A 16321-nucleotide genomic window follows, 5' to 3' on the forward strand; every position below is an offset into this window, starting at 1 on the left:
TTTACAGAAGTAGATGCAGTTTACAAAACCATAAACACATTAATCATGAAAAAAGTCCTTTTGGCAATTTCATTCTTTATCACACTGAATATTGCAGCCCAGGAGAACGCGCGTTTCCGAAAAATAGACAGCCTGCTTAGCTATCTGAACCATAACAACCGCTTTTTAGGACAAATCAGCATCCGCGAAGGAGATAATGTGGTTTTTGAAAAAGCATACGGTTTACCTTCAGCCAAAAAGGAAGAGCAGCCCAACAAGAACACGAAATACAAGATAGGATCGGTCACCAAAACCTTCACAGCAGTGATGATCATGCAGCTTGTAGAAGAAAAAAGACTGAAACTTGACCAAACGCTTTCAAAATTTTACCCACAAATCCCCAATGCGGATAAAATCACTATCAACGATTTATTACGCCATCGTTCCGGAATCGTCGACTATGTAAATGCCGACAGCACCACAAACATGACTGCATCCATCGGCAAAAAAGAAATGTTGACCAAGATTGCCGCCTATAAACCACTTTTCGCACCTAATTCCAAAGCAGAATACAGCAACTCCAACTATTACCTTTTAGGCTGTATCGTGGAAGACATTACTAAAACATCCTATAAAGACAATTTGAAAAACAGGATTGTCGACAGGCTAAAGCTAAAAAACACCTATATAGTAGACAAAGTCGATCCAAAACGAAACGAAGCATTGTCCTATTCTTATAAAGGAGAACAATGGCAAGCCGTCCCGGAATGGGACATGTCATTACCGTTTGCTGCCGGATCCATTTCCTCAACAGCTAACGACCTGACCATGTTGTTACGCAGTATCTTTAACGGCAAACTGTTGAAACCAACATCAGTAGACGAAATGACACAACTAAAAGAAAGTTACGGCATCGGACTGGTGACATTTCCTTTTGGAGAGCGCAAATTTTTCGGTCATACGGGAGGTATCGAAGGTTATAAATCGGTAGTCGGGTATTATCCGGCCGAAAAACTCGGCGTTTCCTTAATCGTGAACGGCGACAACTACAACCGAAACGACATCATGATTGGTATCCTGAGCATCTATTACAAAATGCCATATACATTTCCGAATCTGAAAACGGTGAAAGTCGATGAAAAAATCCTTAAATCATATGAAGGAACTTATTCATCAAAAGAAATCCCCATGAAGATCAACATTAAAGTAGATAAAGGACAGATCATTGCACAAGCTACCGGACAAGGGGCTTTCCCTTTAAATGCGGTTAGCGAAACGGAATTTGTCTTTGATCCGGGCGGCGTGAACATGACATTCGGCCAAAAAACAATGGTATTAAAGCAGGGAGGCATGGAAATTAAGTTTAACAAAGAGTAACAATTTCCACATACAAACCTAACAATCAACTAGTCGTCTGACAATCAACTTATAAAATTATCCCCCGTGAGTTTGTATAATAAATAAATAATTGTACTTTTGCACTCCCTTTATTGGGGATGGAATGTTTAATTAAAATAAAAAAAACGTGGACAATTTAAGCTACAAGACAGTATCAGTAAACAAAGCGGGTGCTCAGAAAGAGTGGATCGTTGTGGATGCTGAAGGTCATAACTTAGGTCGTTTTGCTTCTAAAGTTGCAATGCTTTTAAGAGGTAAATACAAACCGAGTTATACACCGCATGTGGACTGTGGAGACAACGTAATCGTTATCAACGCAGAGAAAATCAACCTAACAGGTAACAAATTAGACGACAAAATTTACATGCGTCACACTGGTTACCCAGGAGGTCAAAGAACTTTAACTGCTAGAGTACAGCAACAGAAAAACCCAGCTGTAATAGTAGAGAAAGCTGTAAAAGGAATGCTACCTAAAAACAAATTAGGTGCTGAGTTATTCCGCAATTTGAACGTATATGTAGGTTCTGAGCACAAACATGAAGCTCAACAACCTAAAACTGTAAACTTAAACGATCTTAAGTAATGGGAGTTATTCACAAAATCGGTAGAAGAAAGTGTGCTGTGGCACGTGTTTATGTTACTGAAGGATCAGGAAACATCACCGTAAACAAAAAAGATTTCGCAACTTACTTCCCAACTGCTACATTACAGTACAAAGTAATGCAACCTCTTTCTATGACTGAGAACGCATCTAACTTTGACGTAAAAGTTAATGTATATGGTGGTGGTACTACAGGACAAGCTGAGGCTGTTCGTATGGCTATCGCAAGAGCAATGTGCGAAGTAGAAGCTGAAAACAGAGCAATCTTAAAACCAGAAGGTTTACTAACTCGTGACCCTCGTATGGTTGAGCGTAAGAAATTCGGTCAGAAGAAAGCTCGTAAGAGATTCCAGTTCTCTAAACGTTAATATTTATTATTATTTAAAAACACTAAGTTTTTGTTGCTCTCCCATTGAGGTGGGAATTAGTTTAGCATCTAAATGGTTAAGACCGAGACAATCGCTACTAAATCATTGCTAATACACAAGAACGTAAACTATTACAAAATGGCAAACAAAGTAGAAGTTAAAGAATTACTAGAAGCAGGTGTTCACTTCGGACACATGACTAGAAAATGGGACCCAAACATGGCTCCTTACATCTATATGGAGCGTAATGGTATTCACATTATCAATCTATATAAAACTGCAGCTAAAATCGAAGAAGCTAACGAAGCTTTGAAAAAAATCGCTGCATCTGGTAGAAAAGTACTTTTCGTAGCTACCAAAAAACAAGCTAAAGATATCGTTGCAGAAAAAGCTGCAGCAGCAAACATGCCTTACATCACTGAAAGATGGCCAGGTGGTATGTTGACTAACTTCGTTACTATCCGTAAAGCTGTTAAGAAAATGGCTTCTATCGATAAAATGAAGAAAGACGGTACTTTCATGACTTTATCTAAAAAAGAACGTTTACAAGTAGATCGTCTACGTGCTAAATTGGAAAAGAACTTAGGTTCTATTGCAGACATGACAAGACTTCCTGCTGCGTTATTCGTTGTAGATATCAAAGCAGAACACATCGCTGTTAAAGAAGCTCAAAAATTAAACATTCCAGTTTTCGCTATGGTAGATACCAACTCTGACCCACGTCAGGTTGACTATGTTATCCCAGCAAACGATGATGCTTCAAAATCAATCGACAAAGTTTTATCTTTAGTATCTGGCGCTATCATTGAAGGACTTTCTGATAGAAAATCTGACAAAGAAGAGCAACCAGCTGGAGAAGTAGCAGCAGCTCAAACTGAAGCAACAACTTCAACTGAAGAATAAATAAAAAATTAATTCCAAATTTTAAATTCCAAGCTCCAATCAAAATCTGTAACGTTTCGTTCATGATTTGAAAACATTGGAATCAAGGATTTGAGATTTGGAATTTTTACTTTTAACACAAATTAAATTTTATAAAACTATGGCAACAATAACTGCTGCAGACGTAAATAAATTAAGAACCATCACCGGAGCTGGTATGATGGATTGTAAAAAAGCATTAGTGGAAGCTGATGGAGATTTCGATTTAGCTATCGAAAACTTACGTAAAAAAGGTCAAAAAGTAGCTGCTAACCGTTCTGACAGAGAATCTACAGAAGGTGCTGCTATCGCTGTGGTAAACGCTGACAACACCGCTGGTGTAGTTATCACTTTGAACTGTGAGACTGACTTCGTTGGTAAAAATGAAGGTTTCGTAAAATTAGCTACAGATTTAGCTAACCAAGCGTTAAACTACGCTGATAAAGATGCTTTCTTAGCTTCTGATTTCGGTGGTATCACAGTTAACGAAAAATTAATCGAGCAAACTGGTGTTATCGGTGAAAAAATTGAAGTAGGTCAGTTCGAGCGTTTAGAAGGTGCTTTCGTAGGATCTTACATCCACGCTGGAAAAATCGCTACTTTAGTTGCTTTATCAGCTAACGTTAATGGTGGTGACGAAGCTGCTAAAAACGTAGCTATGCAAGCTGCTGCGATGAACCCAATCGCTTTAGATGAGGCTGGAGTTGATGCTTCTATCATCGAAAAAGAAATCGAAATCGCTAAAGAACAATTACGTGCTGAGGGAAAACCAGAAGCTATGTTAGACAACATCGCTAAAGGAAAAATCCAACGTTTCTACAAAGACAACACTTTGGTAAACCAGGATTTCATCAAAGACGGTTCTATGAGCGTTGCTTCATACATCAAAACTGTTGATGGTGGTTTAACTGTTACAGGTTTCAGACGTGTAGCTTTAGGATAATCCATCCTAACTTATATAACGAAAACCTCAGTCGAAAGACTGGGGTTTTTTTATTCTCCGAAATAACGTACATTTGGTTTTAAACCCAATTTATGTTCAAAACCAAAAAAGACATTGTCTACATCATATTGGCCGGCATTTTCATCACCAATGCCATTGTAGCCGAATTAACCGGCGGAAAACTCATCCAGATTGGCCCTTTCATAATGAGTATCGGTATTTTGCCCTGGCCAATTGTTTTCATCACCACAGATATCATCAATGAACATTTTGGTCGCGATGGCGTAAAGAAATTGTCTTTTATAACCGCAGGATTGTTTGCCTATTGCATACTCGTCCTCTTTATCGGTACCAAAATCCCAGCCTTTGAAACCGGAGAAACCGTGAATGACGAACAATTCTATGCCGTATTTGGGCAAGGTTTATTCATTATGGTCGCGAGCATCATTGCTTTTTTGGTTTCCCAATTAATCGACGTAAGCATCTTTTGGTTTTTAAGAAACAAAACCGGAAAAAAAATGATTTGGCTGCGAAGTACCGGTTCGACCATATTCTCCCAATTAATTGACAGTTTCATTGTGACCGGAATCGCTTTTTGGCTGACCGGAAAGATCACAACCACCCAATACCTGAATATGTCGGCTACTGGCTACGTTTTCAAATTAATCCTCGCCGTTGTTTTAACACCTCTAATCTATCTGGGCCACTACGTTATTGACAGATATTTGAATGAAACAAATTCCGAAACTGACATTCAATAATTCAAATAGAGATTTATCAAAGTATCTTGCGCATTTTAACCCAAAATTCTCTCATTTCAACAAAAAAAAAAAAATACCAATATTGATTATCAGCACATTAATTAAATTTAACATATTAACTATTAAATTTACAAAATATGAAAAAGTATGTATTACTATTGGGAGCAGTGGGAGCTGTGCTGATTGCATTTGCATTTACCACAAACATAAAACAAAACGACCAGGAAGACAAAATGACTATTTGCCACTATCCACATGCAAATCAAACTAAAGTTAACGAAATAACAATTAGTAAAAAAGGATGGCCAACTCACCAAGCCCATGGCGATTATGAGAAAATACCTGGCTACCCCTGTGCATGCATAATAGTGCAAGACCCCGAATAGTCTACTAAAAAAAATAAAAAGAGCGATTAATCTTGCTAATCGCCCTTTTTATTTATTAAATACTCACCGTCTATTGAAAAGAATTTTACCATATATTTGATTCAAAGGGAAAGAAAATGAATCTTAAAAACCGCTGCGCCTGGTGCGAAAAAGACGATTTGTATCGCAACTACCACGACACCGAATGGGGCGTTCCCGTTTATGACGATCAGAAAATATTCGAGTTCCTGATTCTGGAAACCTTTCAGGCCGGGCTGAGCTGGTACACCGTTTTGGCAAAAAGGGAGAACTTCCGAAACGCTTTTGACCACTTCGATTACAAGAAAGTTGCCAATTATTCCGAAGCCAAAATCGAATCACTAAAACAAAACGCCGGCATCATCCGCAACGGATTAAAAATCAAAGCCGCTGTGACCAATGCAGTCGCTTTTATGGAAGTCCAAAAAGAATTCGGCACGTTTTCCAACTACATTTGGGGCTTTGTAAACCACAAGCCTCAGGACAATAAACCCAAAACCATAAAAGAAGTTCCCGCCACTTCCGAAATCTCCGATACTTTGAGTAAAGACCTGAAAAAACGTGGTTTTAAATTCGTAGGTTCAACCGTAGTTTACGCACATATGCAGGCCACAGGAATGGTCAATGATCACGTGGAAGACTGCTGGACGAGAAAACAGTAGGCAGTTTGCAGTCTCAGTTGACAATTACAACCACTAAACAATTTAGCGATTCGTAATTCGCAATTCATAATTTTTACTACATTTGTCTCACTTTAGGGGTGTCTGCAAAACGCAGGCTGAGATTTTACCCTCTGAACCTGATCTGGTTAATACCAGCGTAGGGAAAAGTAAGATGACTTCATTCGAGTGCTTTTAAGCACGCATTGCAGCCATTCCTAAAGTATTTTGATATACTAAACCCAACAGGAATGGAACTAAAAATCAACAACCAATACAAACAATTCGAAAGCGAAAGTCTTTCGGTACAAGCTTTGCTTGACCTTGAATTTCCGAACAAACAAAACGGAATCGCGCTTGCCGTGAACAACAATGTTATCCCTAAAATCCACTGGGAGACCACTACCCTTTCCGAAACCGACGATATTTTAATCATTACAGCAACACAAGGCGGATAAAATGGCTGCGCAGCCGGGCTTCCCGATAGCTATCGGAAAGTTGCAAGTCCGCAGTCAAAAACTAAAAAAACATAGCCCTGCAAGTGGCTTCCGCTGGTCGCCCCTTTCACGTACTTGTTTTTAACAGTTTTTCCCTTTACGGGCTTTCCACTCCCATCCCTGGCAGAATCCGCACATTAAAAAACGACTCTCACAAAAACCAAAAAAGCAATTCAAAACATGAACTCAGAAGAAAAAATATCCAGACAACCTTTCCCAAATTCCTCAAAAGTCTACATCGACGGGAAAATCCACCCGATTAAAGTCGCCATGCGAGAAATCAGACTTTCCGACACCAAACTCACCAATGGAAACACCGAAAAAAACCCTCCGGTAACCGTTTATGATACTTCGGGCCCATACACCGACCCAAATATCGAAATCGATGTTCGAAAAGGCTTGCCAAGAATCCGTGAACAATGGATTCTCGACCGAAACGACGTGGAAGAACTAACCGAGATTTCCTCCGATTACGGAAAACAACGCCTGAATGATGAAAAACTGAACCATCTGCGTTTCGAATATTTACACAAACCGATGCGTGCCAAAAAAGGGGAGAATGTTACGCAATTGTATTATGCCAAACAAGGCATCATCACGCCCGAAATGGAATACATAGCCATCCGCGAAAACCAACGCATCGAACAGCTGGAAACAGCACAAAAAGCCATGAAATGTCAACACGCCGGTCACAACTTCGGGGCAAACACGCCTAAAAATAAAATCACTCCTGAATTCGTGCGCAGTGAAATCGCTGCCGGCCGCGCCATCATCCCGAACAACATCAACCACCCGGAAAGCGAACCGATGATTGTAGGCCGTAATTTCCTGGTGAAAATAAACGCCAACATCGGAAACAGCGCTGTAACCTCATCAATTGAAGAGGAAGTGGAAAAAGCGGTATGGGCGTGCCGTTGGGGCGCCGACACCATCATGGACTTATCTACAGGAAAGAACATCCACGAAACACGCGAATGGATTATCCGAAATTCTCCAGTACCCATCGGAACCGTGCCAATTTACCAGGCATTGGAAAAAGTAAAAGGTGTAGCCGAGGATTTAACCTGGGAAATTTTCCGTGATACCTTAATCGAACAGGCAGAACAAGGGGTTTCCTATTTTACCATTCACGCCGGAGTTTTATTGCGTTACATCCATCTAACCGCCAACCGTGTAACCGGAATCGTTTCCCGTGGTGGCTCCATAATGGCCAAATGGTGTTTGTTCCACCACAAGGAAAACTTCCTGTATACACATTTCGAAGAAATCTGCGAAATCATGAAGCAATACGATGTTGCTTTCTCCTTAGGTGACGGATTACGCCCCGGCTCCATAGCAGATGCTAACGATGCAGCCCAATTTGCCGAACTCGAGACTTTAGGAGAGCTGACCAAAATCGCATGGAAACATGATGTACAAGTATTCATTGAAGGGCCTGGTCACGTACCGATGCACATGATTAAGGAAAACATGGACAAACAATTAGAACATTGCTCGGAAGCGCCTTTCTATACATTAGGTCCGTTAACTACCGATATCGCCCCAGGTTATGACCACATCACCTCTGCAATCGGTGCGGCCATGATTGGTTGGTACGGTTGCGCGATGCTATGTTACGTAACACCAAAAGAACATCTTGGCCTACCAAACAAAAAAGATGTTAAAGACGGGGTTATCACCTATAAAATTGCTGCCCACGCTGCGGACTTGGCCAAAGGACATCCGGGAGCACAATACCGCGACAACGCATTGAGCAAAGCGCGTTTTGAATTCCGCTGGGAGGATCAGTTCAATTTGGCTTTGGATCCGGATACGGCAAGGGAATTTCACGACGAAACCCTTCCCGCTGATGGTGCTAAAGTGGCACATTTCTGCTCGATGTGCGGACCGAAATTCTGCTCGATGAAAATCTCACAGGAAATCCGTGATGTAGCCGAGGCCGACAAAGGCATGAAAGCCAAATCGGAAGAATTTGTGGAAAGCGGAAAAGAAATTTATTTGTAAGAGTTAAAAGTAATAAGGGAAAAGGGACAAGGGAAAAGACATGGAATTAATAAAAAAACATGATTTTCTTCAAATCAGACACTTTTCACTTATCCCTTATCTCTTCAAACTTATCCCTAAAACAAAAACATGATCATAATTACCAATCCGACTAACATTGAAAACGAAATCAGCATTATCCATTCGCTTTTTGCGGAAGGCTTGCCATTATTGCATGTGCGTAAGCCCGATTTTTCAGAAGCGGAAATGAAGTCGTTTCTATCGGAAATCGGATTGGAATTTCGAAACCGATTGGTTTTACACAGTGACCATCATTTGGCAGACACTTTTGGCGTCAACCGACTACATTTCACGGAAAGTAACCGAAGTAAAGCCAAACTATTTTCAGAATCAAAATGGATAAAATCAGCATCTGTTCACTCAATAGAAGCCTTCAACGCACTTGAAGGCGATTGGAATTATGCTTTTTTGAGTCCGGTTTTCTCCAGCATTTCAAAATCAGATTACATTTCCGGTAACAATCATCTCGAAGCAATAAAACAACGCAACAATTTAAAAACTAAAATCATTGCTTTGGGTGGGATCTCATCAGAAAACATTCAAAAAACACTTGAACACGGTTTCGATGATGTTGCACTATTGGGAAGCATCTGGCTTAACATTAACCCTATTGAAAATTTTAAAAAATGTCAGCAAATCGTCCTTTCGTTTTAACTATTGCCGGACTTGACCCATCAGGTGGTGCCGGTATTTTGTCGGACATTAAGACATTCGAACAACATCGGGTTTACGGTCTGGCCATTACAACTGGAAATACCATCCAAACGGAAAATCAATTCTATATGATACAATGGACCGATTTGGATTTTGTATTGGATTCAATAAAAAAAATATTTAGGACTTATGATATAAAAGCCGTGAAAATAGGAATTATTCCTTCATTGGAATATTTAAAAAAAATTGTTTCCCTTATAAAAAAACATTCTCCCCGAACAAAAATCATTTGGGATACCGTCTTGAAATCGACCACCGAATTTGAATTCACAACCGTAGAAAACAAAGCGGAACTGCAGAAAATTTTAAAGAAAATCGATTTGATTACACCGAACTACAATGAAATACTGAAACTTTCCGATTCGAAAAATTCGGCAAAGGAAATTGCTCAGGAGCTTTCAACATATTGTTCCGTTTTACTCAAAGGAGGACATCATCCCAAGCAAAAAGGGGTAGACTATCTCTTCATGGACGAAGAATGTGCAAAATTGGTCAGCACCAAGGTCATTACTTCCGAAAAACACGGTTCCGGTTGTGTCTTATCCTCTGCTATTACGGCAAATCTCGCTTTAGGGCATGATTTTATTTTATCATCGATGAAAGCCAAAAATTATATAGAAAAATACCTAACCTCAAACACAACTTTATTAGGATATCACCATGTTTAGCAAACTACAATATATCTCTCAAGGGAAAACGACCAAAGAACAACTGTACAACATTCATCAGGCTTTGGATAACGGATCCGATTGGATTCAGTTGCGGTTCAAAAACAGAAATCCACAGGAACTTTTCACTTTGGCGGAAGCCATAAAAACACTTTGCGAAGAATACCTGGCTACTTTCATCATTAATGACAATGTTGACTTGGCAGTTCACATCAATGCCGACGGCGTTCATCTAGGATTGAATGACATGAAAATAGAAGACGCCCGAAACATATTAGGTAACCATAAAATTATTGGTGGTACCGCAAACACAATAGAAGATGTTTTGCAACGCATTAAAGAAAATTGCGACTATATCGGATTAGGCCCTTTCCGATTTACAACTACAAAAGACAATCTCAGTCCGATTTTAGGATTGCGGGGTTATCAGAACATTGTCGCCCAGATGAAAGTCCAAAACCTGGACATCCCTGTTTATGCCATCGGCGGAATTCGGTTAGAGGACACTGAGTCACTAATGGAAACCGGAATACACGGCATTGCCATCTCAGGTCTGATCACCGAAAATCCTCAATTATTAACACAACTCAATGAAAAACTTTATGTCAATATTTAACATAGCCGACAAAACTTTTACATCACGATTGTTTTTGGGAACAGGAAAATTTGGTTCTAACCAGCAAATGGAAGAAGCAATCCTGGCCTCTGAAAGTGAATTGGTGACCGTAGCCTTAAAACGCATTGATTTGGAAACAGAAACCGATGCGATATTGTCACATATCAATCACCATCACATCAATCTGTTACCAAACACATCAGGAGCACGTAATGCGAAAGAAGCCATTTTTGCGGCCCAGTTGGCTAGAGAAGCATTGGAAACGAACTGGCTGAAACTTGAAATCCACCCAGATCCGAAATATTTACTGCCTGACCCGATTGAAACCCTCAAAGCGACTGAAGAATTAGCTAAACTGGGTTTCATCATCCTTCCTTACGTTCATGCGGACCCTGTACTGTGCAAACGATTGGAAGATGCCGGAACAGCCGCCGTTATGCCTTTAGGCTCGCCTATAGGAAGCAACAAAGGTTTAAAAACCGAAGACTTTCTGGAAATCATCATCGAGCAAAGCAAAGTTCCGGTTATTGTCGACGCTGGAATTGGAGCACCATCTCATGCCACACGAGCCATGGAAATGGGTGCCGATGCTGTTTTGGTTAATACCGCTATTGCCGTAGCCGGAAATCCGAAACTTATGGCAGAAGCTTTTAAGGAAGCCGTTATTGCGGGAAGAAAAGCCTACGAAGCCCAATTGGCACAAACAATGAACAAAGCAATAGCTTCGAGTCCGTTGACTGCATTTTTATATGAATAGCATGAATACTTTTAAATCTGCTTTTGAAACTTACAGCTGGGATTCGGTACAAACCAAAATCAATCAAACCACATCCAAGGAGGTTGAAACGGCATTGTCCAAAAACAAAAGGACACTCGATGATTTCCTGGTTCTAATTTCCCCGGCAGCAAAACCTTTTCTCGAGGAAATGGCACAGCAAAGTCATGTCTTAACCAAAAAGCGTTTCGGAAAAACCATACAGATGTACGCTCCCATGTACCTGAGCAACGAATGCCAGAACATTTGCACTTATTGCGGTTTCAGTTTGGATAACAAAATCAAACGAAAAACGCTGACGGAAAGAGAAATAGAAATCGAAATAGCCGAACTGAAAAAGGCCGGGTTCGATCATGTGCTCTTGGTTACCGGAGAAGCGAATTACACCGTAAACATCAATTATTTTCTAAAAGCCGTAGCGCAAATCAAAAAGCAATTTTCTTCCATATCGATTGAAGTTCAGCCATTATTGGAAGAGGAATATCTTCAGTTGCATGAAGCCGGTGTTCATACAGTTTTAGTGTATCAGGAAACCTACCATCGGGAAGTTTACAAAGAATATCACCCAAAAGGGAAAAAATCCAACTTCGATTTCCGTTTGGAAACACCAGATCGGGTTGGTAGATCAGGCATCCACAAAATTGGGTTGGGCGTTCTGCTTGGATTGGAAGATTGGCGCACCGACAGCTTTTTCAATGCTTTGCACCTTGACTATCTTCAGAAAACGTATTGGCAGAGTAAATACTCCGTTTCCTTTCCGCGATTGCGTCCGGCCGAAGGAATCATCGAGCCAAACTTTATCATGGAAGACAGTGATTTGCTCCAACTGATATGTGCGTACCGACTGTGGAACGAAGATCTGGAAATATCTATTTCCACGAGGGAAAACGAAAAATTCAGAAACAATGTAATTCCGATTGGCGTGACTTCGATGAGCGCAGGCTCCAAGACGAATCCGGGCGGTTATGCCGTGGATGTGGAATCTCTGGAACAATTTGAAACGAGCGACGACCGTTCTGCCAAAGAAATTGCTTCCATAATTACGAGCAAAGGTTATGAACCGGTCTGGAAAGACTGGGATAAAGCCTACACCACCTAAACACCTTTTTACTTATCCCTTTTCACCTTTTCCCTTAAAATTAAATTATGATTAACATACACGATTACTTACGCTATAGCAAACCCATGCTCCTTCCGGAAGTTGGCGAAGCAGGACAATTGAAACTCAAAGAAGCTAAAGTATTGGTTATTGGTGCTGGCGGTTTAGGCTGTCCGGCATTACAATATCTGGCGGCTTCCGGAGTTGGCACCATAGGCCTTGTCGATTTTGACAAAGTGGAACTGCACAACCTTCACCGTCAGATTTTATACACCGAAAACAATATCAATAATTCCAAAGCCGTTACTGCCAAAACGGTTTTAGAAACGTTGAATCCCCATATTAAAGTACAGGCTTTTGATAAAAAACTTACGATTGAAAACGCAGATCAATTGCTTTCAGACTTTGATGTGATTGTCGATGGTTGTGATAATTTCTCAACACGTTATCTTGTAAACGATACCTGCGTCAAACTAAACAAACCCCTGATTTACGGAAGCATCCTGAAATTCGAAGGACAAATCGCCGTTTTCAACCATAAAGGTTCCAAAAACCTGAGGGATTTATTTCCCGAGCCGCCTAATCCGGAAGATGTGCCCAATTGCAGTCTGAATGGTGTTTTGGGAACGTTACCGGGAATTATCGGAACCATGATGGCACACGAAACCTTAAAGTTGATTATGGATTTACCAACGCTGGAAAATGAGCTTGTGCTCTTTAACGCATTGAGCTGGAGTTACAACAAGATGAAATTTTAACTATATTTATACATTGACAGAATTTATCAAAATCTTCTTTTATCAATGTTTAGACACCGAGGCAAGAACAGAACATTCCGGCACAACTTACGATTGGCTTCCAATCTCTCATTGGTTGCCGGAATAGTGAACAGCGTAGGTGTTTTGGCTATTAGCACATTAACCACTAACGTAACCGGACATTTTGCCTATTTTGCCGAAGAATTAATTATCGGACAATATATTAAAGCCATTCCTTACCTCCTTTACATTTGCTTTTTCTTTTTAGGGGCTTTCATTTCGAATTTTTTTATTGAAATAGCCGTAATCAACAAAAAGAAGTACATTCACACTACTCCCATGCTATTGGAAATAACCGTGCTCGTTCTGGCAAGTTTCTGGAGCTATTGGAATTTTACGGATAATGGAAATGCCACCCAAATCGCCTATCTTCTTTTATTCTCCATGGGGTTACAGAATGCTTTGGTAACCAAGATATCGCAGTCTACGGTTCGCACCACACACCTGACCGGACTCTTTACCGATTTGGGAATCGAAACCTCTCAGTATTTTTTCTACAGAAACCATCCGAATACGGTCAACCTGAAAAAAAATATTTTCCTGAAACTTTCTATTGTAGTATTCTTTTTTGCAGGCTGCATTACAGGTGCTGTATTGTTTTACCAGATTGGCACCCGAGCACTGCTCATTGCAGCCATACTGCTCACCATCACCTTAACCATGGATAATCTGATATTATATTATATTTTCGCACGAAGAAAATTCAAACGAAAAACAAACACTCAAAGATCCGAAACGGATTAAAGAAAAAACGAATGAGCAAAGACCCACTACACGGAATAACCCTAAAAACCATAGTTGAAGACTTAGTAAATTTCTATGGATTTGACACATTAGGTGAACTGATTAATATCAAATGTTTTAGGGAAAACCCATCGGTAAAATCGAGTCTGACGTTTTTGAGAAAAACCGATTGGGCCAGAACAAAAGTGGAAGAATTGTATATCCGAACGTTGCCAAAAATGAAAAAAGAGTAAGATTTACTTAGGACGGTAATTCAGAATCTGCATAAAGTCGTCCCGGTCTATTTCTCCGCAGCCTAAACTTTCCAAATGCTCGTTGTACACCTGGCAATCGAGTAAGAGATAGTGATTCTCTTTGAGGTAATTTACCAGTGATACAAAAGCTACTTTACTGGCATTGGACACTTTGGAAAACATACTTTCTCCGCAGAAAACATGACCTAAATCGATGCCGTACAAACCTCCTACGAGTTCATCATTTTGCCATACCTCAACGGATTTGGCGCGACCTAGTTCGTGCAATTTACAATAGGCTTCAATCATGTCGTCGGTAATCCAGGTTCCGTTTTGTCCTTCGCGCTTGGCGGTTTGGCAATTGGAAATCACCGCTCTGAAATCCATATTAAAGGTTACCTTAAAAATATTGCGGTTGAGGATGTTCCGCATGCTTTTGGAAGTTTTGAAATCATCCGGAAACAGTACCATGCGGTCTTCGGGAGCCCACCATGTAATGGGTTCACCATCTTCAAACCAAGGGAATATCCCGCTATTATAGGCCAACAAAAGCCGCTCCACAGACAAATCGCCACCCACGGCAATGATACCGGACGGATGTGTTTCGGAAACGGGCGGGAACCAAAGTTCCTTGTCTAAAAAGTGTATTCTTTGCGGCACAAATAAAATCTTTACAAAAACAAAAAAGTCAGAAATTTAAAGTTACTCAAATTTCTGACTTCTCTTTCAATTCTTATTTCTCAATTAGAAAGGCAAATCGTCGTGCTCTTCTTCTTTGAAATTCGATACCGGTTCGAACGCTTCGCTTGCGGGCATTGGTGGCATTTGTGGTGCACCTGCCGGAGCTTCAGCTTGCAATCTTTCTACTCTCCATCCTTGGATTGAGTTGAAATATTTAGTTTCTCCTTGCGGATTTACCCATTCTCTTCCTCTTAAATTAATGGAAACTTTAACGGCCTCACCTACTCTGTAGCTATCCAATAAATCACATTTGTCCTGAGTGAACTCAATCATAATGTGTTGTGGATACTGCTCGTCCGTAGTAACTACCATTTCTCTTTTTCTAAATGAAGCACTTACCTGTTGTGCTGCATTGATCACTTTTACTTTACCTGTAACTTCCATCTTCTGTATTAATTATTGTTTTGCTAAAAGTACTTTCCATGCGGTTAGCACTTCGTTTTTATCTAAATATTCCTTGGCCATTTGGAACTTCTTCTCCTCATCGTCTGAGCTTAAAACTGCTTTGATTCCGAAATCCTCTTTTACAAATATAGCAATTTCTTCTTCAGTTGGCACAGCTTCAATGTTCCCTAATTTTCCTAAATCATTGCCGTCGAAAACAGGACTTCCTTTTACGAAATCCGGCACTACGTCTACGCCTACACCTAAAGTTGTCAGCGGTTTTTCTACTTCGAACAATCCCATATTGGCGCGGGTATACCAGTTTCCACCCATACGGGCCACCAAATCGATTTTGTGCTGATCTATCGCTCCGTTAGCATCCAGCACTTCTTCGTTGATATGGATTTTCACTACTTCGCAAATAACCAAGTTTCCTGCTCCACCCTGATCACCTAGTGAAACGATTTCATTTACCTTACATTCAAACTGTACCGGGCTTTCTCCTACACGGTATGGTTTTACAATATCGGAAGGCACCATAGTCAACCCGGCCTTTTCGAATTCATTAACGCCATCACCATATTCCGTACTCGATAAAGAGGCTTGCTGCACGATATCATGATTCACCACATTAATAACCACTTCACGGGTAGCTTCTGCATTGATCAAGGTATGCTTAATCGTATTGTCACGCACACGTCGGGCAGGTGAAAAAATCAATATTGGGGGATTGGAACTGAACACATTAAAGAAACTGAACGGCGATAAGTTCGGGTTTCCGTTTTTATCCAACGTACTTGCAAAAGCTATCGGTCTTGGTCCAACGGCACCCTGAAGGTATGCCTGTAATTTCGTCGGAGCCAATTCCTTCGGATCAACGCTAATCATAATCTGAAAAATTTTGTCAAAGATACTTTTTTGACTTGAAACTTCC

General features: G+C 40.5%; 21 protein-coding genes and 1 riboswitch. Of the genes, 18 read left to right on the forward strand and 3 right to left on the reverse strand.

The window, feature by feature from the left end; translation table 11 throughout:
* Positions 1-45: 45 nt before the first annotated feature.
* From LZF87_RS01745 to LZF87_RS01830, 18 genes are all read left to right on the forward strand, one after another.
* The gene (locus LZF87_RS01745; RefSeq protein WP_244340680.1) at positions 46-1356 is read left to right on the forward strand and encodes a serine hydrolase domain-containing protein; all 1311 of its coding nucleotides are present in this window, start codon (positions 46-48) and stop codon (positions 1354-1356) included.
* 148 nt (positions 1357-1504) lie between these two features.
* Positions 1505-1960, forward strand: coding sequence for a 50S ribosomal protein L13 (gene rplM / locus LZF87_RS01750; protein WP_244340682.1), 456 nt, complete (start codon positions 1505-1507; stop codon positions 1958-1960).
* Positions 1960-2346, forward strand: coding sequence for a 30S ribosomal protein S9 (gene rpsI, locus LZF87_RS01755; RefSeq protein ID WP_035630211.1), 387 nt, complete (start codon positions 1960-1962; stop codon positions 2344-2346). The genes rplM and rpsI overlap by 1 nt, the downstream gene beginning before the upstream one ends.
* Positions 2347-2484: 138 nt before the next feature.
* Entirely contained in the window at positions 2485-3249 is a 765-nt protein-coding gene (gene rpsB, locus LZF87_RS01760; RefSeq protein WP_244343867.1) for a 30S ribosomal protein S2, read from the forward strand.
* 139 nt (positions 3250-3388) lie between these two features.
* Positions 3389-4210 (forward strand): translation elongation factor Ts, encoded by an 822-nt coding sequence (gene tsf, locus LZF87_RS01765; RefSeq protein WP_244340684.1) that lies wholly within the window; start codon positions 3389-3391, stop codon positions 4208-4210.
* A gap of 92 nt (positions 4211-4302) precedes the next feature.
* The gene (locus LZF87_RS01770) at positions 4303-4971 is read left to right on the forward strand and encodes a queuosine precursor transporter (protein ID WP_244340686.1); all 669 of its coding nucleotides are present in this window, start codon (positions 4303-4305) and stop codon (positions 4969-4971) included.
* 137 nt (positions 4972-5108) lie between these two features.
* Complete coding sequence (locus tag LZF87_RS01775) at positions 5109-5357, forward strand: hypothetical protein (protein WP_244340687.1); 249 nt, start codon at positions 5109-5111, stop codon at positions 5355-5357.
* Between the two features lie 116 nt (positions 5358-5473).
* The gene (locus LZF87_RS01780) at positions 5474-6037 is read left to right on the forward strand and encodes a DNA-3-methyladenine glycosylase I (protein WP_244340689.1); all 564 of its coding nucleotides are present in this window, start codon (positions 5474-5476) and stop codon (positions 6035-6037) included.
* Between the two features lie 84 nt (positions 6038-6121).
* Positions 6122-6218, forward strand: a riboswitch (TPP riboswitch).
* Positions 6219-6285: 67 nt separating this feature from the next.
* A complete protein-coding gene (gene thiS, locus LZF87_RS01785; protein ID WP_244340691.1) occupies positions 6286-6492 on the forward strand; it encodes a sulfur carrier protein ThiS in 207 nt (68 codons plus the stop codon).
* Positions 6493-6711: 219 nt separating this feature from the next.
* Entirely contained in the window at positions 6712-8535 is a 1824-nt protein-coding gene (gene thiC, locus LZF87_RS01790; protein WP_244340693.1) for a phosphomethylpyrimidine synthase ThiC, read from the forward strand.
* A 129-nt stretch (positions 8536-8664) separates the two neighbouring features.
* Positions 8665-9249: a thiamine phosphate synthase gene (locus LZF87_RS01795; RefSeq protein ID WP_244340695.1), complete on the forward strand. Its 585-nt coding sequence runs from the start codon at positions 8665-8667 to the stop codon at positions 9247-9249.
* Positions 9222-9977 (forward strand): hydroxymethylpyrimidine/phosphomethylpyrimidine kinase, encoded by a 756-nt coding sequence (locus tag LZF87_RS01800; protein ID WP_244340697.1) that lies wholly within the window; start codon positions 9222-9224, stop codon positions 9975-9977. The genes LZF87_RS01795 and LZF87_RS01800 overlap by 28 nt, the downstream gene beginning before the upstream one ends.
* On the forward strand, positions 9970-10593 hold the full coding sequence (locus LZF87_RS01805; protein WP_244340700.1) for a thiamine phosphate synthase: 624 nt from the start codon (positions 9970-9972) through the stop codon (positions 10591-10593). Before LZF87_RS01800 ends, LZF87_RS01805 begins: the two co-directional genes overlap by 8 nt.
* Positions 10580-11350 carry a thiazole synthase gene (locus tag LZF87_RS01810; protein WP_272494292.1) on the forward strand — a complete coding sequence of 257 codons (771 nt, stop codon included), beginning with the start codon at positions 10580-10582 and terminating at the stop codon, positions 11348-11350. The genes LZF87_RS01805 and LZF87_RS01810 overlap by 14 nt, the downstream gene beginning before the upstream one ends.
* A 1-nt stretch (position 11351) precedes the next feature.
* Positions 11352-12467, forward strand: coding sequence for a 2-iminoacetate synthase ThiH (gene thiH / locus LZF87_RS01815; protein WP_244340702.1), 1116 nt, complete (start codon positions 11352-11354; stop codon positions 12465-12467).
* Between the two features lie 47 nt (positions 12468-12514).
* Positions 12515-13225 (forward strand): HesA/MoeB/ThiF family protein, encoded by a 711-nt coding sequence (locus tag LZF87_RS01820; RefSeq protein ID WP_244340704.1) that lies wholly within the window; start codon positions 12515-12517, stop codon positions 13223-13225.
* A 45-nt stretch (positions 13226-13270) separates the two neighbouring features.
* On the forward strand, positions 13271-14029 hold the full coding sequence (locus LZF87_RS01825) for a YoaK family protein (protein WP_244340706.1): 759 nt from the start codon (positions 13271-13273) through the stop codon (positions 14027-14029).
* 11 nt (positions 14030-14040) lie between these two features.
* A complete protein-coding gene (locus LZF87_RS01830; RefSeq protein WP_244340708.1) occupies positions 14041-14262 on the forward strand; it encodes a VF530 family DNA-binding protein in 222 nt (73 codons plus the stop codon).
* A gap of 3 nt (positions 14263-14265) precedes the next feature.
* Here the strand turns inward: LZF87_RS01830 and aat are convergent, their stop codons facing one another.
* From aat to LZF87_RS01845, 3 genes are all read right to left on the reverse strand, one after another.
* On the reverse strand, positions 14266-14910 hold the full coding sequence (aat, locus tag LZF87_RS01835) for a leucyl/phenylalanyl-tRNA--protein transferase (RefSeq protein WP_244343690.1): 645 nt from the start codon (positions 14908-14910) through the stop codon (positions 14266-14268).
* Positions 14911-15006: 96 nt separating this feature from the next.
* Entirely contained in the window at positions 15007-15387 is a 381-nt protein-coding gene (locus tag LZF87_RS01840) for a DUF3127 domain-containing protein (protein ID WP_244340710.1), read from the reverse strand.
* 12 nt (positions 15388-15399) lie between these two features.
* Positions 15400-16275: a flavin reductase family protein gene (locus tag LZF87_RS01845; RefSeq protein WP_244340712.1), complete on the reverse strand. Its 876-nt coding sequence runs from the start codon at positions 16273-16275 to the stop codon at positions 15400-15402.
* Between the last annotated feature and the right edge of the window lie 46 nt (positions 16276-16321).

The sequence above is a fragment of the Flavobacterium enshiense genome, assembly GCF_022836875.1.
In the GTDB taxonomy this organism is placed as follows: Bacteria; Bacteroidota; Bacteroidia; order Flavobacteriales; family Flavobacteriaceae; genus Flavobacterium; species Flavobacterium enshiense_A.

Bases quoted from the DNA above. Each gene is read 5' to 3' on its own strand.
- thiH (WP_244340702.1), top strand. From the start codon at position 11,352: ATGAATACTTTTAAATCTGCTTTTGAAACTTACAGCTGGGATTCGGTA.
- tsf (WP_244340684.1), top strand. From the start codon at position 3,389: ATGGCAACAATAACTGCTGCAGACGTAAATAAATTAAGAACCATCACC.
- LZF87_RS01840 (WP_244340710.1), bottom strand. From the start codon at position 15,387: ATGGAAGTTACAGGTAAAGTAAAAGTGATCAATGCAGCACAACAGGTA.
- rpsB (WP_244343867.1), top strand. From the start codon at position 2,485: ATGGCAAACAAAGTAGAAGTTAAAGAATTACTAGAAGCAGGTGTTCAC.
- LZF87_RS01745 (WP_244340680.1), top strand. From the start codon at position 46: ATGAAAAAAGTCCTTTTGGCAATTTCATTCTTTATCACACTGAATATT.
- LZF87_RS01770 (WP_244340686.1), top strand. From the start codon at position 4,303: ATGTTCAAAACCAAAAAAGACATTGTCTACATCATATTGGCCGGCATT.
- thiS (WP_244340691.1), top strand. From the start codon at position 6,286: ATGGAACTAAAAATCAACAACCAATACAAACAATTCGAAAGCGAAAGT.
- LZF87_RS01805 (WP_244340700.1), top strand. From the start codon at position 9,970: ATGTTTAGCAAACTACAATATATCTCTCAAGGGAAAACGACCAAAGAA.
- LZF87_RS01845 (WP_244340712.1), bottom strand. From the start codon at position 16,275: ATGATTAGCGTTGATCCGAAGGAATTGGCTCCGACGAAATTACAGGCA.
- thiC (WP_244340693.1), top strand. From the start codon at position 6,712: ATGAACTCAGAAGAAAAAATATCCAGACAACCTTTCCCAAATTCCTCA.
- LZF87_RS01780 (WP_244340689.1), top strand. From the start codon at position 5,474: ATGAATCTTAAAAACCGCTGCGCCTGGTGCGAAAAAGACGATTTGTAT.
- rpsI (WP_035630211.1), top strand. From the start codon at position 1,960: ATGGGAGTTATTCACAAAATCGGTAGAAGAAAGTGTGCTGTGGCACGT.
- LZF87_RS01825 (WP_244340706.1), top strand. From the start codon at position 13,271: ATGTTTAGACACCGAGGCAAGAACAGAACATTCCGGCACAACTTACGA.
- LZF87_RS01775 (WP_244340687.1), top strand. From the start codon at position 5,109: ATGAAAAAGTATGTATTACTATTGGGAGCAGTGGGAGCTGTGCTGATT.
- LZF87_RS01800 (WP_244340697.1), top strand. From the start codon at position 9,222: ATGTCAGCAAATCGTCCTTTCGTTTTAACTATTGCCGGACTTGACCCA.
- LZF87_RS01810 (WP_272494292.1), top strand. From the start codon at position 10,580: ATGTCAATATTTAACATAGCCGACAAAACTTTTACATCACGATTGTTT.
- LZF87_RS01830 (WP_244340708.1), top strand. From the start codon at position 14,041: ATGAGCAAAGACCCACTACACGGAATAACCCTAAAAACCATAGTTGAA.
- LZF87_RS01795 (WP_244340695.1), top strand. From the start codon at position 8,665: ATGATCATAATTACCAATCCGACTAACATTGAAAACGAAATCAGCATT.
- LZF87_RS01820 (WP_244340704.1), top strand. From the start codon at position 12,515: ATGATTAACATACACGATTACTTACGCTATAGCAAACCCATGCTCCTT.